Below are 26,026 nucleotides of genomic sequence, written 5' to 3'. Positions count from 1 at the left end.
CCCGCTCCTCAAACGCCGGAGGGGCTGACGTACTCAGCCCGTCCGGCGTTTGAGGACGAGGCCCGTTCAGGGCCGAAGCGGGGTCTGGGGGCGGAAGCCCCCAGGGGACGGGAATGGGTAGGGGCGGCGGGGGCGAAACCCTCCCCGACGTCACCCGTCCCCGAACCGCTCCCCCTTCCCCGCCTTCTCCACCAGCAACCCCGGCGGAGTGAACCGGTCCCCGTACCGCTCCGCCAGTTCACGCGCGCGTGCCACGAACCCGGGCAGGCCGCCCTCGTAGCCGTTGATGTACTGCAGCACGCCACCCGTCCAACCGGGAAAGCCGATGCCGAAGATGGAGCCGATGTTGGCGTCGGCGACCGACGTCAGGACGCCCTCCTCCAGGAGCCTGACCGTGTCGAGCGCCTCGGAGAAAAGCATGCGTTCCTGCATGTCCCGGAAGGGGATCTCGGCACCCTCGCGCGTGAAGTGCTCGCGCAGGCCCGGCCACAGAGCCGTCCGCTTGCCGTCCGCGTCGTAGTCGTAGAAACCGGCACCCCCACTGCGCCCCGTGCGCTCGAACTCGTCGACCATGCGGTCGATGACGGCCTCGGCGGGGTGGGACACCCAGGTGCCGCCCGCCTCCTCCACGGCCCGCTTGGACTCGCTGCGGATCTTGCGCGGCAGCGTGAGCGTCAGTTCGTCCATCAGGGAGAGGACCTTGGCGGGGTAACCCGCCTGGGCCGCCGCCTGTTCGACCGACGCGGGCTCGATGCCCTCGCCGACCATCGCCACGCCCTCGTTGATGAAGTGGCCGATGACGCGGGAGGTGAAGAAGCCGCGGGAGTCGTTGACGACGATGGGCGTCTTGTTGATCTGGCGGACCAGGTCGAAGGCGCGGGCCAGCGCCTCCTCCCCCGTGCGCTCGCCCTTGATGATCTCGACCAGCGGCATCTTGTCGACGGGCGAGAAGAAGTGCAGGCCGATGAAGTCGGCCTGGCGGTCGACGCCCTCGGCCAGCGCGGTGATCGGCAGTGTGGAGGTGTTGGAGCACAGCAGCGCGTCCGGCTCGACGATGTTCTGGATCTCCTGGAACACCTTGTGCTTGAGCTCGGGGTTCTCGAAGACCGCCTCGATGACCGCGTCACAGCCGGCCACGCCCTGAGGGTCGGCCGTCGGCGTGATGCGCGCCAGCAGCGCGTCGGCCTTCTCCTGCGTCGTACGGCCCCTGGAGACCGCCTTCGCGCACAGCTTCTCCGAGTAGCCCTTGCCCTTGACCGCGGCTTCGAGCGACACGTCCTTGAGGACGACCTCGATGCCCGCGCGGGCGCACGAGTAGGCGATGCCCGCGCCCATCATCCCGGCCCCCAGGACGGCGACCTTGCGGACCCCCCGCGCCTCGACGCCCTTGGGGCGGTTGGCGCCGGAGTTGACGGCCTGGAGGTCGAAGAAGAACGCCTGGATCATGTTCTTGGAGGTCTGGCCCGCCGCCAGCTCCACAAAGTAACGCGCCTCGATGACCTGTGCGGTCTCGAAGTCGACCTGCGAGCCCTCGACGGCGGCCGCCAGGATGTTGCGCGGGGCCGGGTAGGGGGCACCGTTCGTCTGCTTGCGCAGGTTGGCCGGGAAGGCGGGCAGGTTCGCCGCGAACTTGGGGTTGGCGGGTGTGCCGCCGGGGATCCGGTAGCCCGGCTTGTCCCAGGGCTGCTGCGATTCGGGGTTGGCCTCGATGAAGGCGCGGGCCTTGGCGAGCAGTTCCTCCTGGGTGGCGGCCACGTCGTCGATCAGGCCGTGCTGCAGGGCGCGCTGCGGGTTGTACTGGGTGCCCTGGAGGAGGACCTTCAGCAGTGCGTCGGCGATGCCGAGGAGGCGGACGGTGCGCACGACGCCGCCTCCACCCGGGAGCAGGCCGAGGGTGACCTCGGGGCAGCCGATCTTGGAGCCGGGCGCGTCGAGGGCGATGCGGTGGTGGCAGGCGAGGGCGATCTCGTAGCCGCCGCCCAGCGCCGCGCCGTTCATCGCGGCGACGACCGGCTTGCCCAGGGTCTCGATGCGGCGCAGGTGACGCTTGATCTCCATGCCGCCGTCGAACAGTTCCTGCGCGGTCTCGGGGGTGACCCGGATCAGGTCGCGCAGGTCGCCGCCGGCGAAGAAGGTCTTCTTGGCGGAGGTGATGATGACACCGCGGATGGTGTCCTTCTCCGCCTCCAGCCGGTCGGTGATCACGGCGAGGGAGTCGCGGAACGCCTGGTTCATGGTGTTCGCGGACTGGTTGGGGTCGTCGAGGACAAGGGTGACGACGCCGGCGCGGTCCTGTTCCCAGCGGATGGTGGTGCTCTGTGTCATGACAGGGTCTCCGTTGAAGTCTGTTGGTGTACCGCTGAATGCGCCGGGGATCAGATGCGCTCGACGATCGTGGCGATGCCCATGCCGCCGCCGACACAGAGGGTCGCGAGGCCGTACCGCTTGTCCTGGCGCTCCAGTTCGTCGACGAGCGAGCCGAGGATCATCGCGCCGGTCGCGCCGAGCGGGTGGCCTAGGGCGATCGCGCCGCCGTTGACGTTGACCTTGTCCAGCGAGAGGCCCATGTCCTTCACGAAGCGCAGGACGACGGCGGCGAAGGCCTCGTTGATCTCGACGAGGTCGATGTCGTCGATGGTCAGTCCGGCCTTGGCGAGGGCCTTGCGGGTGGCGGGCGCGGGGCCGGTGAGCATGATGGTGGGCTCGGAGCCGGAGACGGCGGCGGAGACGATCCGCGCGCGCGGCGTGAGGCCGTGGCGCTCGCCGACCTCCTTGGTGCCGATGGCGACCAGCGAGGCGCCGTCGACGATGCCGGAGGAGTTGCCCGCGTGGTGGACGTGGTCGATCTTCTCGACCCAGTGGTACTTCTGCAGCGCCACGGCGTCGAAGCCGCCGAGGTCACCGATGTCGGCGAAGGACGGCTTCAGCTTGGCGAGGGAGTCGGCGGTGGTGCCCGGGCGCAGGTGCTCGTCGTGGTCGAGGACGACGAGGCCGCTGCGGTCCTTGACCGGGACGACCGAGCGGTCGAAGCGGCCCTCCTTCCAGGCCGTCGCCGCCCGCTCCTGGGACAGGGCCGCGTACTCGTCGACGTCGCGGCGCGAGAAGCCCTCGATGGTGGCGATCAGGTCGGCGCCGATGCCCTGCGGCACGAAGTTGACGGCGAGGTTGGTCCTCGGGTCGTTGAACCAGGCGCCGCCGTCCGAGGCCATCGGCACCCGGGACATGGACTCCACGCCGCCCGCGAGGACGAGGTCCTCGAAGCCCGAACGGACCTTGGCGGCGGCCATGTTCACCGCCTCCAGACCCGACGCGCAGAAGCGGTTCTCCTGAACGCCCGCGACGGTGTCCGGCAGTCCGGCGGCGATCGCGGCGATGCGGGCGATGTCGGAGCCCTGGTCGCCGACCGGGCCGACGACGCCCAGCACGATGTCGTCGATCGCGGCCGGGTCCAGGCCGGGGAAGCGGCCCTGGAGCTCGTGGATGAGGCCGACGACCAGGTCGATGGGCTTGGTGCCGTGCAGGGCGCCGTTCGCCTTGCCGCGGCCGCGCGGGGTGCGGATCGCGTCGTACACGTACGCTTCGGTGCTCACTGGTAAGCCTTTCGGGGTGAGGGTCAGCCGGGCAACAGGGCTTCAGCCGAGCAGGGAACGGCCGATGATCTCCTTCATGATCTCGGTCGTCCCGCCGTAGATGGTCTGGATGCGGCCGTCGGTGAAGGCCCGGGCGACCGGGAATTCGCTCATATAGCCGTAGCCGCCGTGCAGTTGGAGGCAGCGGTCCGCGACGCGCTTCTGCAGCTCGGTCGCCCACCACTTGGCCATGGAGGCGTGCACGGCGTCGAGCGTGCCGCTGTCGTGGTCCGCTATGCAGCGGTCGAGGAAGGCGCGCGTGACGGCGCACTCGGTGGCCATCTCGGCTATCTCGAACCGGACGTGCTGCTTGGTGGCGAGCGGCCGGCCGAAGGCCTCGCGCTCCTTGACGTACTCCGTGGTGATCTCCAGCAGGTGCTCGGCGGCGGCGATCGCGGAGACGGCGATGCTCAGGCGCTCCTGGGCGAGGTTCGTCATCAGGTGGACGAAGGCGCCGTTGAGTTCGCCGAGGAGGTTCTCCTTGGGCACGCGTACGTCGTGGAAGAACAGCTCGGCCGTGTCCTGGGCCTTCTGACCGATCTTGTCGAGGTTGCGGCCGCGCTCGAAGCCGGCCGTGCCGCGCTCGACGACGAGCAGCGACAGTCCGTGCGCGCCGCCCTCGGGGGTCGTCTTCGCTACGACGATGACGAGGTCGGCGAGGATGCCGTTGGAGATGAACGTCTTGGAGCCGTTCAGCACCCAGTGGTCGCCGCGGTCCTCGGCGTGGGTGCGGATGCCCTGGAGGTCGGAGCCGGCGCCTGGCTCGGTCATGGCGATGGCCGTGATCAGCGAGCCGTCGCAGAAGCCGGGCAGCCAGCGCCGCTTCTGCTCCTCGGTGGCGAGGGAGGTGAGGTACGGGCCGATGATGTCGTTGTGCAGGCCGAGGGCGAGGCCGGGCGCGCCCGCGCGGGTGAACTCCTCCGCGAGAACGGCGCTGTAGCGGAAGTCGGGTGTGCCGCCGCCCCCGAACTCCTCGGGCACGGCGAGTCCGAGCAGGCCCTGCTTGCCTGCGGCCCGCCAGGCGTCGCGGGAGACGATGCCGTCCTTCTCCCACTGTTCGTAGTGCGGCAGCACCTCTTTGGCCAGGAAGGCACGCACGGTCTCGCGGAACGCGTCGTGGTCGGGGGCGAAGATCTGCCGCTTCATTCGAGGCCCTTCATGTCGGTGTCCTCCACTTCGAGGCCCTCCATCAGCTCGGGTACGCCCCAGTCGCGTGCGACCTCCGCCGTGTCGGCACCCGGTTGCGCGGGCCCGGTCCGTACGGCGGTCGGGGTCGCCGAGAAGCGGGGCGCGGGCCCGGGCTGGGTGATACCGCCGTGGTCGGTGAAGGTGCCACGGGCGGCGAGGTGCGGGTGGTGCGGGGCCTCGCGCAGGGACAGGACGGGCGCCACGCAGGCGTCGGAGCCCTCGAAGACGGCCGTCCACTCGTCTCTCGTACGGGACTTGAAGCGGGCCGCGACCGTCTCGCGCAGCTCGTCCCAGCGGGCCCAGTCCTTGCGGGCGGAGGCGAAGTCGGTGACGCCGAGCAGCTCCAGGAACTCGTCGTAGAACTGGGGTTCCAGGGCGCCGACCGCCATGTACCTGCCGTCGGCCGTCTCATAGGTGCCGTAGTACGGGCAGCCGCCGTCCAGGAGGTTGGCGCCGCGCCGGTCCTGCCAGCCGCCGGCGGCGAGCATGCCGTGGATCATCGCGGCGAGGTGGGAGGTGCCGTCGACGATGGCGGCGTCGACGACCTGGCCGGTGCCGCTCGCGCGCGCGTGATGGAGGGCGGCGAGGACGCCGACGACGAGGTAGAGGGAGCCGCCCGCGTAGTCGCCGACCAGGTTGGCGGGGACGGCCGGCGGCTCGTCGGGGCTGCCGATCATGCCGAGGGTGCCGGTGAGCGCGATGTACGCGATGTCGTGGCCGGCGCGGTGGGCGAGCGGCCCTTCCTGGCCCCAGCCGGTCATACGGCCGTAGACGAGCGCCGGGTTGCGGGCGTGGCAGGCCTCGGGCCCGACGCCGAGGCGCTCGGCGACGCCGGGGCGGTAGCCCTCGATGAGGATGTCGGCGCGGGCGGCGAGGTCGAGGACGCGGGCGGGGCCGTCGGGGGACTTCAGGTCGACGATCACCGAGCGCTTGTTGCGGTTGGTGATGTCGTACGCGGTGTCGATGGCGAGTCCCGTGCCGCCGGGCCGGTCCACGCGGACCACGTCGGCGCCCAGGTCGGCGAGGAGCATGGCGGCGAACGGGCCGGGCCCGATGCCGGCCAGCTCGACCACGCGCACGCCGGTGAGCGGGCCCTGTCCTGGCGTCGTTGCCATCCAGCCCCCAGGTATGTGACACAACTGCTGTAACACCAGTGATGCTAAGAAGATGCACCGACGGACACAAGAGCAAGCGCTTAGGAAGTTACCCGCCGGAAGCCCGGCCGCGAACCGCCGCGGCGGAATCAGCGCCCGTCCAGCTCGGCTATCAGCCGCTTCGGCGCGATCGTGCGGTAGCTCTCCTCCACCCAGTCACACAGCAGCTCCGCCGCCGGAGCGCCCTTCTGCTCCAGCGGGATGCTCACCCAGCCCGACTTGCCCAGGCCGTATCCGGCGGGCTCGGCGCCCGGGCACGTCAGGGCGTGGGCGTGGGCCGACTCGTCCTTGAGCTTCACCGTGATGCCCAGCGGATAGCTGCCGTCGTCGACACCCAGGAAGACGAACACCTTCTTGTTGACCTTCGCGACCGTCTCGCCCCAGGGGAACTCCTCGGCGGCGCCCGGCATCCCGAGGGCGAACTCACGCACTTTCTCCCACTTCTTCAGGGCATTCCTGGGCACGGCCACCGCATACCTCCCGGCCTCGTCGTCGGGCTCCGCACTCCTCACGCTAGCCTCGGCCACCGACAACGGCGCGTGCTGCGAGACCGAGGGGTGTCATGACGAGGCTGGACAGGGCGGACCGTCCGTACGACATCGTGCTCTTCGGGGCCACGGGCTTCGTCGGGGCGCTCACCGCGGAGTACCTCGCCGCCCACGCGCCCGAGGGGCTGCGCTGGGCGATCGCCGGCCGCAGCACGGAGAAGCTGGAGCGGCTGCGCGAGCGGCTGCCGCTGCCCGGCGGCGCGGGGATCGGGGTGCTGGAGGCGGACGTCGCCGATCCGGCCTCGATGCGCCGTCTCGCCGAGCACGCGCGCGTGGTGGCCACGACGGTGGGTCCCTATGTGACGTACGGCGAGGATCTCGTCGCCGCCTGCGCGGACGTCGGCACCGACTACCTCGACCTGTCGGGTGAGCCGGAGTTCGTGGACCGGACCTACGTCCGGCACGACGCACGCGCGCGTGAGACGGGCGCGCGGCTGGTGCACGCCTGTGGTTTCGACTCGGTCCCGCACGACCTGGGCGCGTACTTCACCGTCCAGCAGCTGCCGGAGGGCGTACCCCTGGCGGTGGACGGGTTCGTGACGGCCGACGCCACCTTCTCGGGCGGCACGTTCGCGTCGGCGCTCAACCAGTTCTCGCGCGGACGCCAAATGCTGACCGCCGCCCGCGACCGCGCCCGCCACGAGCCGCGGCTGATGGGACGCCGGGCACTCGCGCCGACGGGTGCGCCCCGGTTCGCCAAGGAGGTGGGCGCCTGGGCGGTGCCGCTGCCGACGATCGACCCGCAGATCGTCAAGCGATCCGCGCGGGCCCTGGAGCGCTACGGCCCCGACTTCCGCTACCGCCACTACGCCGCCGTACGGCATCTGCCCATCGCCGTCGGCGGGGTCGCCGCGATGGGCGCCCTCGTCACGGCCGCCCAACTGCCGCCCGCCCGGCGCTGGTTGTCCGACCGGCTGAAGCCCGGCGAGGGGCCGAGCCCCGAGAAGCGCGCGAAGAGCTGGTTCTCGGTCCGCTTCGTCGGCGAGGGCGGCGGCCGACGGGTCTTCACCGAGGTGGCGGGCGGTGACCCCGGGTACGGCGAGACGGCGAAGATGTTCGCCGAGTCGGCCCTGTCCCTCACCTTCGACGACCTGCCGCCCACGGCCGGCCAGGTCACGACGGCGGTCGCGATGGGGGACGCGCTGATCGAGCGGCTGCGGGCGGCGGGGATCACGTTCCGGGTGGCCGCGACCCGCTGACCGGTCCTACAGCGTCCACCCCGCCACGGTGAAGATCATCCCGCCGATCCAGGCGAACCCCGCCACCAGGGCGAGAACCAGCGCGGCCGTCACGGCACGCTCGACGGGGCGGTCGGGGTCGGCAAGGGGCTTCGGGGCGCGGTGCGTCGTCATGCGGCCCAGCCTGCCGATCCAGGCAGGCCGGCCACATCCGTACGGGTACTCAGTCGACGTACTCAGTCCGCCAGGGCAGGGCAGCGAGCTAAAGGACGGGACCGGTCGCCTCCTTCAGCGCCCGTCGGCACAGGGAGTCCGCGCGGCGTGTCGTCTCCGGGAGCCGGTACCCGGGGGTCAGGGCGAGCGTATGGGCGCAGGCGTTGTCGAGGCTCACGCGGTGGCCGACCGAGACGAAGACCGGTTTGACGGCGTTCCGGGTGCGCAGGGCGCGGCCGACCTCCTCGTCGCCCGCCATGAGCGACGCGGACGCTCCGCGTTCGGGGGCGGGGTCGTCGTAGGTGAAGGTGAAGGGGTTCTTGGCCACGCCGATCGTCGGCAGGCCGGTGAGGACGCCGAGGTGGCTCGCGAGGCCGAAGCGGCGGGGGTGGGCGAGGCCATAGCCGTCGCAGACGACCGGGCCGGGCGCGCAGGGCAGGGCGTCGAGGGCGGCCAGCACCGTGGGGAGCTCGCGGAACGCGAGCAGGCCGGGGACGTACGGGAAGGAGATCCGGCCGACGGCCGTGGCCTCGGCGACGACCTCGAGGGTCGCCGCGTCCAGGACGACCGCCGCCGCGGCGACCACGTCCCGCTCGTCGTCGTAGGCCACGTCGACCCCGGTCACGTGCCCGGCTCCGGGCGGCGGCCCCGGCTGGTCGAGCACCACCCGCTCCCGCAGTTCGTCCTGGACGGCGCGGGCCTCTTCCTCGGTCGCGGGCCAGCCCGCCGGAATGCGTACGGTCGTCATGGTGGGGACGAGGGTACGGGGCCCTGGGGCCGCGACGGGCTCGGGGGTACGCTCGTGATCATGTTCGTACTCGAGCTGACCTACACCGCCCCGCTCGATGCCGTCGACGCCGTGCTGGAGGCCCATGTGGCGTGGCTCGACGAGCAGTACGAGAAGGGGACGTTCCTCGCGTCGGGACGCAAGAATCCCCGCGACGGCGGGGTGATCCTCGCCGTCGCGGAGGATCGGGCGCGGATCGAGGCGATCGCCGCGACGGACCCGTTCGTCGGCGCAGGCGTCTGCGCGTATCGCATCACCGAGTTCGCCGCCACGAAGACGGCTCCGGAGCTCGAGCGCCACCGCGAGACGCCCGGCTGAGCCTCACTTGCCCAGCGCCTGCTTGAGCTGGCCCTTGTTCATGTCCGAACGCCCGTGGATGTTGCGCTTCTTGGCCTCCTCGTACAGCTGGTCGTAGGTGGGCCCCTGGGAACCCTTGCCCGACCGCTGGCCGCCCCGCTTGCCCGAGGACATGTCCTGGGTGGACGTACGGCTGGCGGTCTTGGACTCGCCGGACCGTGCGCGCTCCTTGTTCACCGTTCGCGCCGCGATCTCCTTGGCGCGCGAGGTGCTCTCGCCCCGGTCCTGGGCGCTCTTCTTGATGTGCTCGTACTGGCGTTCCCGCTTCGAGCTCGAACCGGCTGGCATATGAGTCACTCCTCTCGCAGTCGGCGACCGAGTACCCACATTCCGGCGTCAGCCCTCCCACCGTGCGACCCGGCCCTTCTCCCCCGCGGCCCAGCAGCCCCGGTCCGGTGTGCAGTCCACGGTGTCGTACGAGCCCGTGTCGACGGTCCGCCAGGTCCGCCCGCCGTCGGTCGTGAGGTCGGTGCCGGTGGGGCCGACCGCGAGGGCGGCGGTACGGCTGTGCGGGAGCCAGGCGACGCCGGAGCGGTAGGCGTTCACCGGCATCCCGGCGGACTGCCAGGTGGCGCCCCCGTCGCCGGTACGGGCGGCAGCTTGCGGGGAGGCCTGGTCGGGGCGGTAGTCGCCGCCGACCGCGAGGCCGTGCGTACGGTCGCGGAAGGCGAGCGCGAAGACACCGCGGGCCGGGTCGCCCGCCGGGACCGGTGTGTCGGCGGCCGTCCAGGTGAGCCCCCGGTCGGTGGAGTGCAGCACGCGCGCGCGTGCGGCCCCGCCGGTGGCCAGCCAGACGTCCTTGCGCCCGGAGGCGACCAGACATTGCCCGCTCGCCGCGAAGCCGGCCTCGCCCTCCAGCGCGGCGGGCATCCCGTCGCCGGGCAGCACCTGCCAGGAGCGGCCGCCGTCGCTGGTCGACAGGATGCGGAACCTGCCGTCGACCGGGTCGCTCATCGCCAGGCCGTGGCGGTGGTCGAAGAAGGTCATGCAGTCGTAGAAGGCCCGCGCGTCGGTGTTGCGGAAGGACTCGGTCCAGGTCGCGCCGCCGTCCTGCGTGCGGTACACGCGGGACGCCTCGCCCTCTCCGATGGCCAGCACCACGGCACGTCGTGCGTCGAACGCCTCGACGTCCCGGAACTGGAGATCGCCGGCCCCGGGCGGCGAGACGTTCCGCCAGGTCGCGCCGCCGTCGGTGGTGCGCAGGACGGTGCCCTGGGTTCCGGCCAGCCAGGCGGTGTTCCGGCTGACCGCGGACAGCCCGCGGAAACGCACCTCGGGCGTGCCGCTGTCCTTGAGTTCCCAGTGCGGAGCCCGGCGCTCCGGCTGGTCCGCCTGCGCGGGTACGGCGGTCAGCGCGGCCAGCGCCGCCCCGCACGCCACCCCCGCGGCCACTGTCCGAAACGTACGCCCCGACCGTCGCGTGCTCCCCGAACGCCTCATGGCGGGCGAAGCTAGCCGACCACCCCGGCATCGTCCAGATGACCCCGAGGACCACATATGACTTTCCGGGGCACCTGGGACGAACGAGCCACTCCCATGCATGACGGCGGTGACAGAGGTCACTCGAATCCACGGTGCACGGATTGGCTGATTCCGTCGTCTCTACCAGTGCCCGGTCTCGTCCGCCCGGAAGTTCGTCCAGCTGTCACAAGGGAGCATGGCGTTGTCCACCGTAATCGAGCAGCCCGTTGAGGCCCGTCTCGTCGCCGCCGCGCCGCGGATGCCGAGCATTCCCGCGACCCTGCACTACGACCGGCGCGACCCGTTCGCCGTCCGCATGACCTTCCCGGCCCCGGCCACCCTGGAGGGCGTGGAGGTCTGCTGGACCTTCAGCCGCGAGTTGCTCGTGGCCGGACTGGAGGGGCCCGAGGGCCGCGGTGACGTGCGGGTGCGGCCGTACGGGTTCGACCGTACGGTCCTGGAGTTCCACGCGCCCGAGGGCACGGCCGTCGTGCACATCCGTACGGGCGAGGTGCAGCGTTTTCTGCAGTCGACGAGTGAGCTGGTGCCGCTCGGGCTGGAGCACCTTCAGCTCGACCTGGACCGTGATCTGGCGGAACTCATGCGGGACGCCTGCTGAGGCGGGTTTCTCGCCCCCGCCACCCCTACCCGTCCCATCCCTGAAGGGGCTCCGCCCCTTCGACGCCGCCAGGGGGCTTCGCCCCCTGGACCCCCGCTTCGCCTGAACGGCCTCGTCCTCGAACTCCCCCAGAGGGGGCACCCCCAGACGGGCTGAGAGCCACGCCTGGGCTCGCTTTAATTCCGTTGACAGGCCATCGCCCCCCTCCTACCGTCTACAACGGTCCTGTTGCCGTCGATTGGAGAAGGACGTTGCTCGTCTGAGGTCCTGAGACACCGCGCCACACCTGAGGTGTGTTTGCGCTGCGTGCGACCTCGGCGTTCGAGCCGTCCTCCGGAGCAGGGCCCTTCTCATGGCCCCGAACCCTCTGAGGCCTCCCCCCGTCGGTCGCCGGTGTCTCGATACGCGTTTGCCCTTGATCGCTTCGAGCATCCGCGGAGGCCCGTATGTCCACTTCCATCACCTGTACCTCCCTCTCCTTCACCTGGCCCGACGGCACCCCCGTCTTCGAGGGCCTCGACGTCGCGTTCGGCCCCGGCCGGACCGGACTCGTCGGCGTCAACGGGTCAGGGAAATCAACCCTGTTGAAGCTCATCGCCGGTGAGCTCACCCCGGTCGACGGCGCCGTGCGCGTCGCGGGCGAGGTCGGCTGTCTCCCGCAGAACGTCACCCTCGACACCGGTCTGAAGGTCGACGAGGCCCTCGGCATCGCGGCACAGCGAGCCGCGCTGCACGCCATCGAGGCGGGTGACGTCACCGAGGAGCACTTCGAGACCGTCGGCGACGACTGGGACGTGGAGGAGCGCGCCCTGGCCACGCTCGGCGAACTGGGGCTCGGGCACATCGAGTTGGACCGTACGATCGGCGAGGTGTCCGGCGGTGAGTCGGTGCTGCTGCGGCTGGCCGCACTGCTGCTGCGCCGCCCGGACGTCCTGCTGCTCGACGAGCCCACCAACAATCTCGACCTGTACGCACGCAGGCGGCTGTACGCGGCCGTCGCCGCCTGGCCGGGGGTGATGGTGGTGGTCAGCCACGACCGCGAACTCCTGGACCTCGTCGACCAGATCGCCGATCTGCGCTCCGGGGAGGTCACCTGGTACGGCGGCAACTACTCGGCGTACGAGGAGGCGCTCGCCACCGAGCAGGAGGCGGCCGAGCGCATGGTGCGGGTCGCCGAGGCCGACCTGAAGAAGCAGAAGCGTGAACTCGTGGATGCTCACACGAAGTTGGCCAAGCGCACGCGTTACGCCAACAAGATGTACGAGAACAAGCGCGAACCCAGGGCAGTGATGAAGCTGAGGAAACGCTCTGCCCAGGTCTCCGCCGGCAAGCACCGCATCATGCACGAGGAGAAGCTCGCCGAGGCCAAGGAGCGGCTCGACGAGGCGGTGGAGGCCGTACGGGACGACGACGAGATCCGCGTCGACCTGCCGTATACGGCCGTACCGCCCGGGCGGACCGTCCTCACCCTCCTGGACCTGGAGTTGGCGTACGGCGCGCGCGTGACGGGCGGCTTCGATCTGCGCGGACCGGAGCGGATCGCGCTGATCGGGCGCAACGGCGCGGGCAAGACGACGCTGCTGCGGACGATCGCCGGGGAGCTGGAGCCGGTGTCGGGTGAGGCGACGGCGCATGTCCCGCTCCGCTTCCTGCCGCAGCGGCTCGACGTGCTCGACGGGGAGCTGTCGGTCGTCGAGAACGTGGCCCGGTTCGCACCGGCCGCCACCAACAACCGGGTCCGGGCGCGGCTGGCCCGCTTCCTGTTCCGGGGCGCCCGCGCCGACCAGCAGGCGGCGACGCTGTCCGGCGGCGAACGCTTCCGGGCGGCCCTGGCCGCGCTGATGCTGGCCGAGCCCGCGCCACAGCTGCTGATGCTGGACGAGCCGACGAACAACCTGGACATGGCGAGCGTACGGCAGCTCACCACGGCCCTGGAGTCGTACGAGGGGGCGCTGATCGTGGCCAGTCACGACCTGCCGTTCCTGGAGTCGATCGGCATCACGCGCTGGCTGATGATGGAGGACGGAGAGCTCAAAGAAATCACGCCAGAGGCTGTCGGGTATCCCGCCTAGCTTCGGCTTCATGGCCGATTTCACGCCCGTATTCACGCACGATTTCATCACCATCACGGGAGCCCGGGAGAACAACCTCAAGGATGTCTCCCTCCGCATCCCGAAAGGCCGGCTGACCGTGTTCACCGGCCTTTCGGGCTCGGGGAAGTCGTCGATCGTCTTCGACACGATCGCGGTCGAGTCGCAGCGCCAGCTGAACGAGACCTTCACGTGGTTCGTGCGCAACCGGCTGCCCAAGTACGAGCGCCCGCACGCGGAGGCGCTGGAGGACCTCTCCCCCGCGATCGTCGTCGACCAGCGGCCGATCGGGGGCCACTCCCGGTCCACGGTCGGCACGATGACCGACATCTACTCGGTGATCCGCGTGCTGTTCTCCAGGCACGGCATCCCGAGCGCCGGCCCGGCGACCGCCTACTCCTTCAACGACCCCTCCGGCATGTGCCCCGAGTGCGACGGCCTGGGGCGGACGGTGGGGCCGGACTGGGACCGCATCCTCGACCCGGACCGGACGCTCGCCGACGGGGCGGTCCGCTTCCCGCCGTTCGCGGCGGGCACCTGGCAGGGGCAGGCGTACACCAACAGCGCCGACCTCGACCCGCACAAGCCCGTCGGGCGGTTCACCGCCGCCGAGCGGGAGTTCCTGATGCGCGGCCGGCCCGGCAGCAAGGTCACCGTCAACGGCACGGGCGGCACCTGGACCACCGACTACGAGGGCCTCGCCACCCGCTTCGAGCGGCTGTACCTGAAGCGGGACCTGTCGGCGATGAGCCAGAAGACCCGCGACCTGGTGCGGGAGTTCCTGGTGGAGGGCACCTGTCCGGCGTGTGACGGGGCCCGCCTGAACGCGGCGGCGCTCGCCACCCGCGTCAACGGCCGGAACATCGCCGACTGCACGCGCATGCAGGTCACGGACCTGATCGCGGTACTGAAGGACATCGCCGACCCTGTCGCCGGACCGATCGCGCGGGCCGCCGTCAACGCCCTCGAACGCATCGACGCCATCGGTCTCGGCTACCTCAGCCTCGACCGTGAGACCTCCACGCTCTCCGGCGGCGAGGGACAGCGTCTGAAGACGGTCCGCCACCTGGGCTCCAGCCTGACCGGCATGACGTACATCTTCGACGAGCCCAGCGTCGGACTCCACCCGCGCGATGTCGGCCGCCTCGGCGACCTGCTGCTGCGGCTGCGCGACAAGGGAAACACCGTGCTCGTGGTCGAGCACGACCCGGATGTCATCGCCCTCGCCGATCACGTCGTCGACATGGGGCCGGGCGCCGGCGCGGGCGGCGGACGGGTCGTGTTCGAGGGGCCGCCGGGCGAGCTGGCGCAGTCCGGCACGGTGACCGGGCGGTGTCTGGGGCGCCGTACGGAGCTGAAGGAGAACGTCCGCGCGGCGACCGGTGGGCTCTGGGTGAAGGGAGCCGACCGGCACAATCTGCGGGACGTGACGGTGGAGTTCCCGACCGGGGTGCTCACCGTCGTCACCGGAGTCGCCGGGTCCGGGAAGAGCACGCTGGTCGCGGAGTTCACGGCCGCGCACCCGGACGCCGTGGTCGTGGACCAGTCGGCGATCGGGATCTCGGCGCGGTCGACTCCGGCGACGTATCTGGGAATCATGGACACGGTACGGAAGATCTTCGCGCGCGAGACGGGCGCCGAGCCGGGGTTCTTCAGCTTCAACTCGTCCGGCGCGTGCGGCACTTGCGAGGGCCGCGGAATTATCTACACCGACCTGGCCTTCATGGATCCGGTCACGACGACGTGCCACGACTGCGAGGGGCGGCGTTTCAGGGACGAGGTGCTGCGGCTGACCGTCGACGGCAACTCCATCGCCGATGTACTGCAGATGACGGCCGATCAGGCCCTGGAGTTCTTCGAGGACGCGGGCGTACGGCGACGCCTGCGCGCCCTGCGGGACGTGGGGCTGACGTATCTGACGCTCGGCCAGCCCCTCTCCACCCTCTCCGGCGGCGAACGGCAGCGCATCAAGCTGGCGACGCGGCTGCACCGCACGGGCGCGGTGTACGTACTCGACGAGCCGACGACCGGACTGCACATGTCGGACGTCGAGGGGCTGCTCAGGCTGCTGGACCGGCTGGTCGACGCGGGCAACACGGTGGTGGTCGTCGAGCACAACCTGGACGTGGTGGCGCACGCCGACCGGATCATCGACCTGGGGCCGGACGGCGGCCGGGACGGAGGCCGGGTGATCTTCGAAGGAACCCCACGACAGCTCCTCGACGCCCACGGCTCCTTCACCGCGGAGCATCTCAGGAGGGCCACAGCCTGACCCGGAGGGTTTTGTACGGGCGGGTAACACCTGCATGATGGCGGGTCGGTGCCCCTGCATCATGGCGCCGACACCTGCCACCGACCCGGAGATCCCTCGTGCCCAGCAAGAAGGCCCTCGTCCGCCGCCCCAGCCCACGCCTCGCCGAAGGGCTGGTGACGCACATCGAGCGCGAGAAGGTCGACGTCGACCTCGCGGTCGAGCAGTGGGAGGCGTATACGGAGGCCCTGCGTACGCACGGCTGGGAGACGATCGAGGTCGACCCGGCCGACGACTGCCCCGACGCGGTGTTCGTCGAGGACACGGTCGTCATGTACAAGAACGTCGCGCTGATCACCCGGCCCGGCGCCGAGTCCCGGCGTGCCGAGACCATCGGCGTCGAGGAGGCGGTGGCCTCGCTCGGCTGCTCCGTGAACTGGATCTGGGAGCCGGGCACGCTGGACGGCGGCGACGTGCTGAAGGTCGGCGACACGATCTACGTCGGCCGGGGAGGCCGTACCAACGCGGCGGGCGTCCAGCAGCTGCGGGCCGCCTTCGAGCCGCTGGGGGCGCGGGTCGTCGCCGTACCGGTGAGCAAGGTGCTGCACCTGAAGTCGGCGATCACGGCGCTGCCCGACGGAACCATTCTCGGGCGCATCCCGCAGCTGGACGTCCCGTCGCTGTTCCCGCGCTTCCTTCCGGTCCCCGAGGAGTCCGGGGCGCATGTGGTGCTGCTCGGCGGCGGCAAGCTGCTCATGGCCGCGAGCGCGCCGAAGACGGCGGAGCTGCTCGCCGACCTCGGTCACGAGCCCGTTCTGGTGGACATCAGCGAGTTCGAGAAGCTCGAGGGCTGTGTGACATGCCTCTCGGTCCGGATGCGGGAGCTGTACACGTGACCGAGTGAGCGGATCGTCCCGGCGACGCCGGGACCTGCGGTTCCAGGGCTGTTCGGTTTGCCCGGGAAATCCCGGTGAAACAGGGGCTGATCAGCGGTCTTTACGCCGTTCTTAACCTACGGCTTCGTAACCTACGGAGACGTAGCCTACGATGCCGTAGGTTACGTCGGCCGCTCGTCGGCTCCTACCGCTCGTGTTACGTCCCCTGGAGTTCCCGTGACGATTACTTCCCCTCACCTCGGCAGCCCCGCCGTCTGGACCGACGCCAAACTGCTGTACGCGCTGGAGGAAGTGGTCGAGAAGGAACTCAACCGGCATCTGAAGGTCACCAAGGACTGGATGCCGCACGAGTACGTGCCGTGGAGCGACGGCCGCAACTTCCCCGGCTTCTTCGAGGACGGCGAGGCCTGGGACAAGGAGCAGTCCAAGGTCACCGAGATCGGCCGCATCGCACTCGTGGTGAACCTCCTGACCGAGGACAACCTCCCCAGCTACCACCACGAGATCGCCTCGCTCTTCGGCCGTGACGGCGCCTGGGGCACGTGGGTGCACCGCTGGACCGCCGAGGAGGGCCGGCACGGCATCGTGATGCGCGACTATCTGCTCGCCTCGCGCGCGGTGGACCCGGACAAGCTGGAGCAGTTCCGCATGGCGCACATGAGTGAGGGCTTCGAGTCGGACAACCGGCACTCGATGCTGCACTCGGTCGCCTACGTCGCCTTCCAGGAGCTCGCGACCCGTATCTCGCACCGCAACACCGGCCACCAGTCCGGCGACCCGGTCTGCGACCGCATGCTGACGCGCATCGCGACCGACGAGAACCTGCACATGGTCTTCTACCGGAACCTCCTGAAGGCCGCCTTCGAACTCGCCCCCGACCTGACCATGCAGGCCGTTCGGGACGTCGTCGTGAACTTCCGCATGCCCGGCCACGGCATGCCCGGCTTCGAGCGTTTCGCCGCGCAGATGGCCATCGGCGAGGTCTACAACATGCGCATCCACCACGACGACGTCCTCCAGCCCGTCCTCCGCTTCCTCAAGATCATGGAGATCGACGGCCTCGGCCCCGAGGGCCAGAAGGCCCAGGAGGAACTCGGCCTGTTCATGGGCGGCCTGGACGCGGAGGCCCTGAAGTTCGACGAGAAGCTGGCAGCCCGAAAGGCCCGGATGGCGGCTCGGGCTGCGGGCTGAGGGACTGACGGGCAGAGCTGGGGCAGAGGCTGAGCGGCGGGAGCTCGGGGCGGGGCTGAGGTCAGGAGCTCCGGACGGGGGATCCGGGCCTGCGGCCTCCAGGGCTCCAGCGCCAGGCAGGGCCGGCCACCCGCAGGCCGCAGGCCCGGGGCTACTCGCCGAGGGCCAGGCAGGGTCGGCCGCGCCGCCGACCGCGAGCCGGGGCTACACGCCAAGGGCCAGAGGGCCGGCCACCCCCCAGGCCGAGGGACGGGGGCACAGGCCGCGGGCCGCAGGCCTAAAGGCTCCCGGCCCAGGTCAGGGCCGGCCAGGCTCCAGGCCGAAGGGCGGGGATACGGGTGGCCGCAGGCCCCAAGGCTCCGGCCCAGGTCCACGCAGGCCGGCCACCCGCAGGCCGCGCAGGCCGGGGCTACACGCCGAGACCCAGGCAGGACCAGCCGCGCTGTAGACCGCCAGCCGGGGCTACACGCCGAAGGCCAGAAGGGCCACCCACACTCCAGGCCAAGGGGCGGGAAGAGGGGCCGCGGTCCCGAAGGCTCCAGGCCAAGGCCCATACCCAGGCCGGGCCAGGGCCGGCCACCTGCACGTCGCAGGCCGGGGGCTACACGCCAAGGCACAACATGACCAGCCACATTCCAAGCCGAGAGCCGAGAGCCGAGGTCTGAGGTCTGTGGTCTGAGGACCGCAAGGGTCCAGAGCCCCCGGACTTGCGGCGCGAAGATCGGGGTCGTCGGCCGGAGGCATACGGCGCGGAGTGCGAGCGGACGGTGGCGGTGGGCATCACGCAGGCGCCTCAGGGCGTGGGGTTCGTGTACCCGTGCCGGTTCGGCCAGGTGCGGTCGCGGGCCGGGACGTGGCGGTTCAGCGTGACGTGCGCCTGAGCTCCAGGCGTTCCTTCTCCGACAGGCCGCCCCAGACGCCGAAGCGTTCGTCGTTGTCGAGCGCGTACTCGAGGCACGCGGAGCGGATCGGGCACAGGCCGCAGATCCGCTTCGCCTCCCGTACGGAGCTGCCCGGCTCGGGGAAGAAGAAGTCCGCCCCGGTCTGCGCGCACAACGCTTCCTGCTGCCAGTCCAGGTCGGGCGAGGTGATCGTTGCGATCGTTTCGATGTGCATACGCAGGATCGTGCCGGTCGCCGAAAAACGTTCGATCAACGCGGGATCAACGCCGCGCCGCAGGGCCTCCGGCCGACTCGATGGTCTCCCTGTCCGCGCCACGGCGCACGGCGGCGCGCGGAAACACGTGAAAGACATCGAGTCCTCGCCGGTCCCCCACAGTGAGCGCGACGATCACCGCAGCCCGCGGCCGCGCTCCGGCAGCGATTGTCAGTGGGCGGTGCAAGACTCGGCAGAGCAGACAGCACAGCAGACAGCACAAGGGACAGACAACGGACGACGGGACCCTTCCGAGGAGGGCGATGATGCTCACCACCCGTTATGTCACCGGCGCGCCGAACTGGATCGACCTCGGCACCCCCGACATCGAGGGCGCCGCTTCCTTCTACGGCGGCCTGTTCGGCTGGCGGTTCCAGCCGGGCGGGCCCGAGACCGGCGGTTACGGCCTCTTCCAGCTCGACGGCAGGACGACGGCCGGCGGTATGCAGACCACCGAGGAGCAGGGGCCGCCCTCCTGGACGGTGTACTTCCAGACACCGGACGTGGACGCCACGGCGAAGGCGGCCGAGCAGGCGCACGGCTCGGTGCTGATGCAGCCGATGGACGTGATGGACCTGGGCCGCATGGCCATCCTCGCCGACAAGGCGGGCGTGTCCTTCGGCCTCTGGCAGCCCGGCACCAACAAGGGCCTCGACGTCGTCCAGGAGCCCGGCTCACTGTGCTGGCTGGAGCTGTACACCACGGACGTACCGGCCGCGGCGGGGTTCTACAACGCGACGCTCGGCCTGGAGACCTTCGCTCTCGACTTCTACGGCGGCACCTACACGACGTTCAGCCCTGCCGGGGAGGGCGAGGACGCCATGTTCGGCGGGGTCGTCGACAAGGCCGACGACCCGGCGGAGGCGCACGGCGCGGCGTACTGGCTGCCGTACTTCGAGGTGACGGACGCGGACGCCACGGTCGCCAAGGCGCAGGAGCTGGGCGGCACGGCCCGTATGCCGGCCACGGACCTGCCGGACGTCGGCCGTATCGCCAAGCTCACCGACCCGTACGGGGCACGCTTCGCGGTGATCAAGAGCGCGCCGCCGCAGAGCTGAGGCAACGGGACGTAAAGCTCCCGTTGGACGACCTATGCGGACGCGCGCCGCACCAGTGTGGTCGGCAGCACCACGCTGGACGGTGCGGCGCCGACGCCCTGTTCGGTGGCGCGCCGGTCGAGCCCGCGGAGCAACAGCCGGGCCATCAACCGGCCCATCTCCTCTATGTCCTGACGGACCGTCGTGAGCGCGGGCTCGGTCTGTTCCGCGACCGGCAGCATGTCGTCGAACCCGACCACCGCGACGTCCTCCGGCACCCGCCGCCCCGACTCGCGCAACACCCGCAGGGCCCCCGCCGCGGTGAGATCGTTGGCGGCGAACACGGCGTCCAGGTCCGGGCAGCGTGCGAGAAGCTCACGCATCGCCCGCTCACCGCCGGCCGGAGTGAAGTCGCCCTCGACGATGAGCCGCGGATCGGCGTCGACCATGACGTCCCGGTAGCCGTCGAGCCGGTCCACCGCCGACGTCTGATCGAGGGCGCCGGTGATGTGCGCGATGCGCGTGCGGCCGAGGCCGGCGAGGTGGCGTACGGCGTCGCGGGCGCCGCCACGGTTGTCGCTGTCGACGTAGACCACGCCACGCCGGTCGCCGCTCCAGTCGGGCCGTCCGCCGAACACGGTGGGGACTCCGGCGTGCTGGATCAGACCGGGCAGCGGGTCGTCGAGGTGCAGGGAGAAGACGAGCGCTCCGTCGACATGCCCGCCGGCGAGGTAGCGGCCGACGCGGGCGTGGTCGTCGCGGCCCTCGGTGAGGAGCAGTACGAGCTGGTTGTCGTGGGCCGTCAACTCCTTGCTGATACCGCGGAGTTGCAGTGCGAAGAAGGGGTCGGCGAAGACGCGGGTCTCCGGCTCGGCGACGACGACGGCGACGGCGTCGTGCCGCCGGGTCACCAGACTGCGGGCGGCCTGGTTGGGCACGTACCCGAGCTCCTCCACCGCCTTGCGGACCCGCTCCACGAGGGGCTCGCGCACCCCGTCCCCGCCGTTGACCACCCGGGACACGGTGGCCCGCGAGACACCGGCCCGTGCGGCCACGGCCTCCAGGGTGGGGCGTGGGGCGGTTTCGGTCACTGCGCGGCTCCTCGGCTGGGGTTGCGGATCAGGATAGTCCTGGCGGGGCACGGGGGTGAGAGCGCTCTCCGCTCGGTGGGAACCGCGCGCCGGGAATGCGGAGAGCGGTGCGGACCGCCGTACGACCGGGTGATCCATTTGGCCGATCTTGCCTGGCAGGACCCTCGACCGCGGCCGAGGCTGCTGCTGATGGCCGCCCGGGGCACGGGGCGGCACGGCCCCGGAACAGGAGATGTGATGCGGACCACTCCCAGGAGAGAGGCAGTCGTACGAGGGCTGCGCCGGGCCGGCATGTCCCGCAGGTGGTGGCTGCTGTTCTCCGTCGGCGCGGCCATGGGCCTCATCGGTTCCAGCAGCGCGGGAGCCGCCGAGGGTGGCGCGCCCGCATCCCCTCGCTGACACCGGCACCGACCGGTGTCGCCGCCCAGGACTACTTCCCCATCGGCGCCGTGAACGGACGCTTCGTCGTGGACGAGAGCCGCGTGGCACACCCAGCCACCGCTGCCCGCGGCCAAGCAGGTCAAGCAGGCCAAGCAGGCCAAGCAGGCCGAGCAGGTCAAGCGCACTGAGCGCGAGTCAGCTCAGCAGATCGACCCGCTGCCCGAGCCCCTGCCGCTCCGCCGCCCGATACGCCATCCACGTCAGCGCCAGGTCCTGCCAGGGCAGGCCGACGGGGGCGTAGACGGTACGGACCGCGGTACTCGTACGGCCCGGGTGTTCGCCGCGCAGTACGGCGCCGAGGGTGGTGTCGGCGGCCTCCGCGGGCAGGTCGGCCGCCCCCAACGCACCCATGAGGGCGGCGAGTTCCCGGTCGTCGACGACGAGCAGCGCTGCCTGCAGCAGGTCGGCCGCCAGTTCCTGCTTGCCGGGCTCGTCGGCGCCCAGGCTCGTGAAGTGCTGCCCTTCCCTGGTGTCGGCCAGGGACAGCAGCGGTGACCGTGACCAGGTGGCCATCAGTACGGTGTCGGCGACCGCGGCGACCTCCCGCGCCGAGCCCACCGGCCGACCGCCGTGGCGTGCGGCGAAGTCGGCGCAACGGTCGCCGTCCGTGTCGTGGACGGCCAGGTCGCCGTAACTCCGCAGCGTGCGGAGCCCCCTCACCATGAGCTCCGCCTGCGCCCCCGCGCCGATGACGCCCAGCCCATCGCCGGGACCGGCGAGCAGGTGGGTTCCCAGGGCCGCCGCCAGGCCCGTACGCCACGCGGTGATCGTCGCCGAGTCCAGCAGGGCGAGCAACTCGCCGTCTTCGCCGCTGTGCAGGCAGATCACCCCGCGCAGGGCGGGCCGGGCGGCCGGGAACTTGGCGTTCACCTTCACCGTGTACGCGTCGATGCCCGGCAGCACTCCGGGGAGCAGCGCCGTCGCCGTACCGGGAAACGGCAGGTCGGCCCGGATCCGCCGCCCCGCGACGAGAGCGGCGTCCGCATCCCGGAATCCCTCCCCCAGCGCGGCCAGACAGGGCTCCGGCTCCAGTACGGCTTCCAGGTCACTGCGCGTCAGAAGAAGGGTCACCGGCCCATGATCGGTCAGTGCTCATGCTCGGCCGACTGATTTTGGTGCTCGTGCGGCTCGTATCCGGGAATCGTCCCGTCCGCCTTCTTCACCAGGAACAGCCCCACCATCCCCATGTCGGAGTGGCTCTGCACATGGCAGTGGTACATCCACGCGCCCGCCCCGACCCCCTCCCCCGCGATCACCTGGAACCCGAACGAGTCCGCGGGGCCCACGATCTTGTTGTCGATGACCTGGCTGGGGTCGTCCGGACCGGTGAGCATGCCCGTGCGGTTGTCGGCCCAGCGATGACCGTGCATGTGGAAGGTGTGGTAGTACTCGCCGTGCGTGATCACCGCGAACTCGACGCGATCGCCCACCGTCGCCTCGAAGTTCGGGCCGCTGTGCGCGGGCTTGTTGTTGATGAGCATGTCGTTGAAGACGATCGTGTGGGTCGCGTCGGGGAGGATGTCGCCTTTCCTGCGGACGATCACCGGACCGTACAGGCCCTTGCGGATGCCACCCGTGCCGTGTTCCGTGCCGACGACGTGGTCGTGGTAGTGCCAGTACCCGGCGCTGCCCGCCCGCCAGGTACCGTCCTTGCGACGGCCGGGGGCGTGGGTGCGCCAGGTGTAGGTGCGGGTGCCGCCGGGTTCGACGTCGCTCTTGTTCAACTTCGTGCCGTCGCTGGTGATTTCGTAGTCGAGGCCGTGGACATGCAGGCTCACCGGTAGGTCCATCGTGTTCTCGAACTCGATGTGCAGGGTGTCGCCCTCGTTGAGCTCGATCAGCGGACCGGGGATCGTCGCCTTGCCCTTCTCCAGGCCGTAGCCCATCTGCCCGTCGGCCAGCTTCTCGGCGTACAGCTTGAGGTGCCTGACCTCGCCGCCGGCCGGCGCGGTCCGCGGCGGCGTGTCGGCGCTCACGGCCTGCGGCACCGACGCCAGGGACAACGATGTCGCGACGGTCGCGCCGCCCAGCAGCACGCGTCTGTTGAAGGCGCGCCTGTCGAAGCTGTCTCTGTTCATGCCGAACTCCCCACGGCGGTACGGAAATTACCGGGATGAACCGGTGAGACGGTACCGGCCACTCCCCCGTTTATCCACACTCAGGACAAAGTTGGTCCCAGTACGGCCATAGGTATTGGCGAGTCGTTCAAAGGGGTCTAGCTTCCTTGTCGCTGTTGCTGTGACCGTGGAGGTGCCCATGCACTTACGAGGGTTGAGCACGAGAAGACAGACCTGGGTGGCCACCGTGACCACCGGGATCGTCGCCGCCGGGCTGATGTCGGCTCCGGCGGCCGACGCGCGCCCGGTCCCGGAACCACCCCTGACAACGATGTCCGTCAAGTCGCCCCCGGGCGGCGCGAATGTACGGGTGCTCATCTTCCACGGCTCCGCGGCCGCGGGCGACGAGTCGCCGCTGGTGAACGCCGGTATCGAGGCGATCGAGAAGATCGGCCTGTCGGGCCCGGCCGACCAGCGTTTCAAGGTCGAGGCCACGAAGGACGCCTCGGTCTTCACCGATGAGGCCAGGCTGGGCCGTTTCAACGCGATCGTCTTCCTCACCGGCGGCGGCGATGTCCTCGACCCCGAGCAGGAGGCGGGCCTGGAGGCCTACATGGAGGCGGGCGGCGGTTTCGTCGGCGTCCATGACGCGGCCCGTGCCGAACCGTACTCGGACTGGTTCACCGGGCTCGTCGGCGCCCGCCCGGCGCCCGGCGGCCCGACGAACGTTCAGCGGGCCGTCGTGGAGGTCGGTGACCGGCGGCATCCGGCCACCAAGGAGCTTCCGGTGCAGTGGAAACGGCCGGACAAGTGGCTGAACTGGGCGAAGAACCCGTCGGGTGCGGTGCACACCGTCGCCCGGATACGGGAGTCGAGCTACCAGCCCGGGACGAGCGCCAACGGCTGGGACCATCCGGTGAGTTGGTGCCGTGACTACGACGGCGGCCGCTCCTTCTACACGGGTATGGGCGGCACGGTGTCGTCGTACGACGAGACCGACTTCCGTACGCATCTGCGTGGCGCCCTGCTCTGGACCACCCGGCTGGTGCGGGCCGACTGCAAGGCGACGATCACCGGCAACTACAAGGCCGAGCGACTCACCCAACCCAACCAGCCCGGCCAGAACGACCAGATCGGCGAGCCGCACGGCCTGGTCACCGCGCCCGACGGCCGGGTGCTCTACATCGGACGGGGCGGTGCCGACTCCTCCCAGCCGGTGATCACCGACTGGAACAACCCGGACATCGGCAAGGGCAAGGGCGAGATCCACGTCTATGACCCGAAGAGCAAGAAGGTCACACAGGCAGGCGCATTGACCGTCTTCGGCAACAAGGGCGGCGGTGACGAGCTGATCAAGGTCGAGGAGGGGCTCCTCGGCATCGAACTCGACCCGCGCTTCGAGGAGAACGGCTGGGTCTATCTGCACTACACCCCGCATTCCCGGATCAACCGCGACACGCGGATGGCCGAGCGGCGCGTCTCCCGCTTCACTCTGGACCTCGCCACCAACAAGCTGGACCTGAGCAGTGAGAAGGTGCTGCTCAAGTGGCCCGTGCAGATCCACAGTTGCTGTCACGCGGGCGGCGGGATGGCCTGGGACTCCAAGGGCAACCTGTACATCGCGACCGGCGACAACAACTCCAGCCGCTTCAGCGACGGTTACTCGGGAAACAACCCCGAGCCGAACTACAAGGGCGTGTCCTTCGCCGACGCGCGCCGCACCTCCGGCAACACCAACAACCTCAACGGCAAGATCCTGCGCATCCACCCGGAGCCTGACGGCACCTACACACTGCCGGAAGGCAACCTCTTCACCGGCCGGGAGACCGACGAGGGCGGCGGCAAAACGCGTGGCGAGATCTATGTGATGGGGGTCAGGAACCCCGCACGCATCTTCGTCGACAAGCAGACCGACATCCTGTACGCGGGCTGGGTCGGCCCGGACGCCTCGGCGCCCTCCACCACGTGGGGACCGGCGAAGTACGACACGTTCGCCGTCATCACCAAGGCGGGCAACCGGGGTTGGCCGTACTGCATGGGCAACAAGCAGCCCTACCGGGACCGCAATCTGCCCGACCCGACCAAGCCGCTGGGCTGGTACGACTGCGACCACCCGAAGAACGAGTCACCGAACAACGACGGCCTCGTCAACCTCCCGCCGGTCACCGGCAACAACATCTGGTACTCACCCCAGGGCGGCGCCCCGGACTTCCCGCGCGACGCGAACGGCGTGCCGTCGTACAAGCAGGAGGAGGCCGGCTATCTGCTGCCGTGGCTCAAGGGCGGCGGGCAGGCCGCGATGAACGGGCCGGTCTACCGGTACGACACCGTCTCGGCGACCAGTGACGTCAAGTGGCCGGCGTACTGGGACGGCAAGTGGTTCGTCGGCGACTTCTACGACGCCGACCAGCCGCGCAACGCGGTGATCACCGACCCGAAGACCCACGGTGACGGCGGTCTACCGGTCCACTCGGAGTCGCTGAAGAAGATCGTGCCGATCGGCAACGACGGCATCAAGAACCTCATGGACTGGAAGTTCGGGCCGGACGGCGCGCTGTACGTACTCGACTACGGCCGTGGCTTCTTCACCTCGGACGCCAAGTCGGCGCTGTGGCGGGTCACTTACACGGGCGGCGCGCCGACTCCGGCCGCCGACCAGCTGGCGAGGGGGACGCGGTGACAC

Annotated in this window: 23 protein-coding genes; 10 read left to right on the top strand and 13 right to left on the bottom strand. The window is 70.4% G+C overall.

Features of this window, described 5'->3' with window-relative positions; all coding sequences use genetic code 11:
• Positions 1-150 precede the first annotated feature (150 nt).
• The 5 genes from ACTMVF_RS12050 to ACTMVF_RS12030 form a co-directional block, all read right to left on the bottom strand.
• Positions 151-2,325, bottom strand: a complete 2,175-nt coding sequence (locus ACTMVF_RS12050; protein ID WP_441270940.1) for a 3-hydroxyacyl-CoA dehydrogenase NAD-binding domain-containing protein — start codon at positions 2,323-2,325, stop codon at positions 151-153.
• Between the two features lie 50 nt (positions 2,326-2,375).
• A complete protein-coding gene (locus tag ACTMVF_RS12045) occupies positions 2,376-3,590 on the bottom strand; it encodes an acetyl-CoA C-acetyltransferase (RefSeq protein ID WP_441270939.1) in 1,215 nt (404 codons plus the stop codon).
• 42 nt (positions 3,591-3,632) lie between these two features.
• Positions 3,633-4,775, bottom strand: a complete 1,143-nt coding sequence (locus ACTMVF_RS12040; RefSeq protein WP_441270938.1) for an acyl-CoA dehydrogenase family protein — start codon at positions 4,773-4,775, stop codon at positions 3,633-3,635.
• The gene (locus ACTMVF_RS12035) at positions 4,772-5,932 is read right to left on the bottom strand and encodes a CaiB/BaiF CoA transferase family protein (RefSeq protein ID WP_441270937.1); all 1,161 of its coding nucleotides are present in this window, start codon (positions 5,930-5,932) and stop codon (positions 4,772-4,774) included. The genes ACTMVF_RS12040 and ACTMVF_RS12035 overlap by 4 nt, the downstream gene beginning before the upstream one ends.
• Before the next feature lie 128 nt (positions 5,933-6,060).
• Complete coding sequence (locus ACTMVF_RS12030) at positions 6,061-6,441, bottom strand: MmcQ/YjbR family DNA-binding protein (RefSeq protein WP_441270936.1); 381 nt, start codon at positions 6,439-6,441, stop codon at positions 6,061-6,063.
• A gap of 92 nt (positions 6,442-6,533) precedes the next feature.
• On the opposite strand from ACTMVF_RS12030, the gene ACTMVF_RS12025 reads away from it, so the two are divergent.
• The gene (locus ACTMVF_RS12025) at positions 6,534-7,718 is read left to right on the top strand and encodes a saccharopine dehydrogenase family protein (protein WP_441270935.1); all 1,185 of its coding nucleotides are present in this window, start codon (positions 6,534-6,536) and stop codon (positions 7,716-7,718) included.
• A 6-nt stretch (positions 7,719-7,724) separates the two neighbouring features.
• On the opposite strand, the gene mmpA is transcribed toward ACTMVF_RS12025, so the two are convergent.
• Both mmpA and ACTMVF_RS12015 read right to left on the bottom strand, forming a co-directional pair.
• On the bottom strand, positions 7,725-7,871 hold the full coding sequence (mmpA, locus tag ACTMVF_RS12020) for a morphogenic membrane protein MmpA (protein WP_441270934.1): 147 nt from the start codon (positions 7,869-7,871) through the stop codon (positions 7,725-7,727).
• Between the two features lie 88 nt (positions 7,872-7,959).
• On the bottom strand, positions 7,960-8,658 hold the full coding sequence (locus ACTMVF_RS12015; RefSeq protein WP_441270933.1) for an endonuclease V: 699 nt from the start codon (positions 8,656-8,658) through the stop codon (positions 7,960-7,962).
• 60 nt (positions 8,659-8,718) lie between these two features.
• Between ACTMVF_RS12015 and ACTMVF_RS12010 the strand changes: the two genes are divergently transcribed.
• Complete coding sequence (locus tag ACTMVF_RS12010) at positions 8,719-9,015, top strand: YciI family protein (protein WP_403345624.1); 297 nt, start codon at positions 8,719-8,721, stop codon at positions 9,013-9,015.
• Between the two features lie 3 nt (positions 9,016-9,018).
• Here the strand turns inward: ACTMVF_RS12010 and ACTMVF_RS12005 are convergent, their stop codons facing one another.
• Together ACTMVF_RS12005 and ACTMVF_RS12000 are read right to left on the bottom strand one after the other, a co-directional pair.
• A complete protein-coding gene (locus ACTMVF_RS12005) occupies positions 9,019-9,342 on the bottom strand; it encodes a plasmid stabilization protein (protein ID WP_403345622.1) in 324 nt (107 codons plus the stop codon).
• A 48-nt stretch (positions 9,343-9,390) separates the two neighbouring features.
• On the bottom strand, positions 9,391-10,494 hold the full coding sequence (locus ACTMVF_RS12000) for a WD40/YVTN/BNR-like repeat-containing protein (RefSeq protein ID WP_441270932.1): 1,104 nt from the start codon (positions 10,492-10,494) through the stop codon (positions 9,391-9,393).
• Positions 10,495-10,717: 223 nt separating this feature from the next.
• Here ACTMVF_RS12000 and ACTMVF_RS11995 point away from each other — a divergent pair, with 223 nt between their 5' ends.
• The 5 genes from ACTMVF_RS11995 (at position 10,718) to ACTMVF_RS11975 (ending at position 17,562) form a co-directional block, all read left to right on the top strand.
• Positions 10,718-11,134, top strand: a complete 417-nt coding sequence (locus ACTMVF_RS11995; protein ID WP_441270931.1) for an SsgA family sporulation/cell division regulator — start codon at positions 10,718-10,720, stop codon at positions 11,132-11,134.
• A 446-nt stretch (positions 11,135-11,580) separates the two neighbouring features.
• A complete protein-coding gene (locus tag ACTMVF_RS11990) occupies positions 11,581-13,206 on the top strand; it encodes an ABC-F family ATP-binding cassette domain-containing protein (protein ID WP_441270930.1) in 1,626 nt (541 codons plus the stop codon).
• A gap of 10 nt (positions 13,207-13,216) precedes the next feature.
• Positions 13,217-15,496: an ATP-binding cassette domain-containing protein gene (locus tag ACTMVF_RS11985; RefSeq protein ID WP_441270929.1), complete on the top strand. Its 2,280-nt coding sequence runs from the start codon at positions 13,217-13,219 to the stop codon at positions 15,494-15,496.
• Between the two features lie 98 nt (positions 15,497-15,594).
• Complete coding sequence (gene ddaH / locus ACTMVF_RS11980) at positions 15,595-16,371, top strand: dimethylargininase (RefSeq protein ID WP_441270928.1); 777 nt, start codon at positions 15,595-15,597, stop codon at positions 16,369-16,371.
• A gap of 216 nt (positions 16,372-16,587) precedes the next feature.
• Positions 16,588-17,562 carry an acyl-ACP desaturase gene (locus ACTMVF_RS11975; protein WP_441270927.1) on the top strand — a complete coding sequence of 325 codons (975 nt, stop codon included), beginning with the start codon at positions 16,588-16,590 and terminating at the stop codon, positions 17,560-17,562.
• Positions 17,563-18,423: 861 nt separating this feature from the next.
• Here ACTMVF_RS11975 and ACTMVF_RS11970 read toward each other — a convergent pair.
• Positions 18,424-18,678, bottom strand: coding sequence for a WhiB family transcriptional regulator (locus ACTMVF_RS11970; protein ID WP_441270926.1), 255 nt, complete (start codon positions 18,676-18,678; stop codon positions 18,424-18,426).
• Positions 18,679-18,983: 305 nt separating this feature from the next.
• On the opposite strand from ACTMVF_RS11970, the gene ACTMVF_RS11965 reads away from it, so the two are divergent.
• Positions 18,984-19,775 (top strand): VOC family protein, encoded by a 792-nt coding sequence (locus ACTMVF_RS11965; RefSeq protein WP_441270964.1) that lies wholly within the window; start codon positions 18,984-18,986, stop codon positions 19,773-19,775.
• Positions 19,776-19,807: 32 nt separating this feature from the next.
• Here the strand turns inward: ACTMVF_RS11965 and ACTMVF_RS11960 are convergent, their stop codons facing one another.
• Positions 19,808-20,845 carry a LacI family DNA-binding transcriptional regulator gene (locus ACTMVF_RS11960; RefSeq protein ID WP_441270925.1) on the bottom strand — a complete coding sequence of 346 codons (1,038 nt, stop codon included), beginning with the start codon at positions 20,843-20,845 and terminating at the stop codon, positions 19,808-19,810.
• 237 nt (positions 20,846-21,082) lie between these two features.
• Between ACTMVF_RS11960 and ACTMVF_RS11955 the strand changes: the two genes are divergently transcribed.
• Positions 21,083-21,244 (top strand): hypothetical protein, encoded by a 162-nt coding sequence (locus ACTMVF_RS11955; RefSeq protein WP_441270924.1) that lies wholly within the window; start codon positions 21,083-21,085, stop codon positions 21,242-21,244.
• A 177-nt stretch (positions 21,245-21,421) separates the two neighbouring features.
• Here ACTMVF_RS11955 and ACTMVF_RS11950 read toward each other — a convergent pair whose 3' ends face one another.
• Both ACTMVF_RS11950 and ACTMVF_RS11945 read right to left on the bottom strand, forming a co-directional pair.
• Entirely contained in the window at positions 21,422-22,357 is a 936-nt protein-coding gene (locus ACTMVF_RS11950) for an ornithine cyclodeaminase family protein (protein WP_441270923.1), read from the bottom strand.
• 14 nt (positions 22,358-22,371) lie between these two features.
• Positions 22,372-23,364, bottom strand: coding sequence for a multicopper oxidase domain-containing protein (locus ACTMVF_RS11945; RefSeq protein ID WP_441270922.1), 993 nt, complete (start codon positions 23,362-23,364; stop codon positions 22,372-22,374).
• 178 nt (positions 23,365-23,542) lie between these two features.
• Here ACTMVF_RS11945 and ACTMVF_RS11940 point away from each other — a divergent pair, with 178 nt between their 5' ends.
• Positions 23,543-26,023: a ThuA domain-containing protein gene (locus ACTMVF_RS11940; protein ID WP_441270921.1), complete on the top strand. Its 2,481-nt coding sequence runs from the start codon at positions 23,543-23,545 to the stop codon at positions 26,021-26,023.
• Positions 26,024-26,026: the final 3 nt, after the last annotated feature.

The sequence above is a fragment of the Streptomyces sp. SD31 genome (assembly GCF_052068475.1).
Lineage (GTDB): Bacteria > Actinomycetota > Actinomycetes > Streptomycetales > Streptomycetaceae > Streptomyces.
Note: the sequence above shows the minus strand (reverse complement) of the source record. Positions and strands in the feature narration are given on the sequence as shown.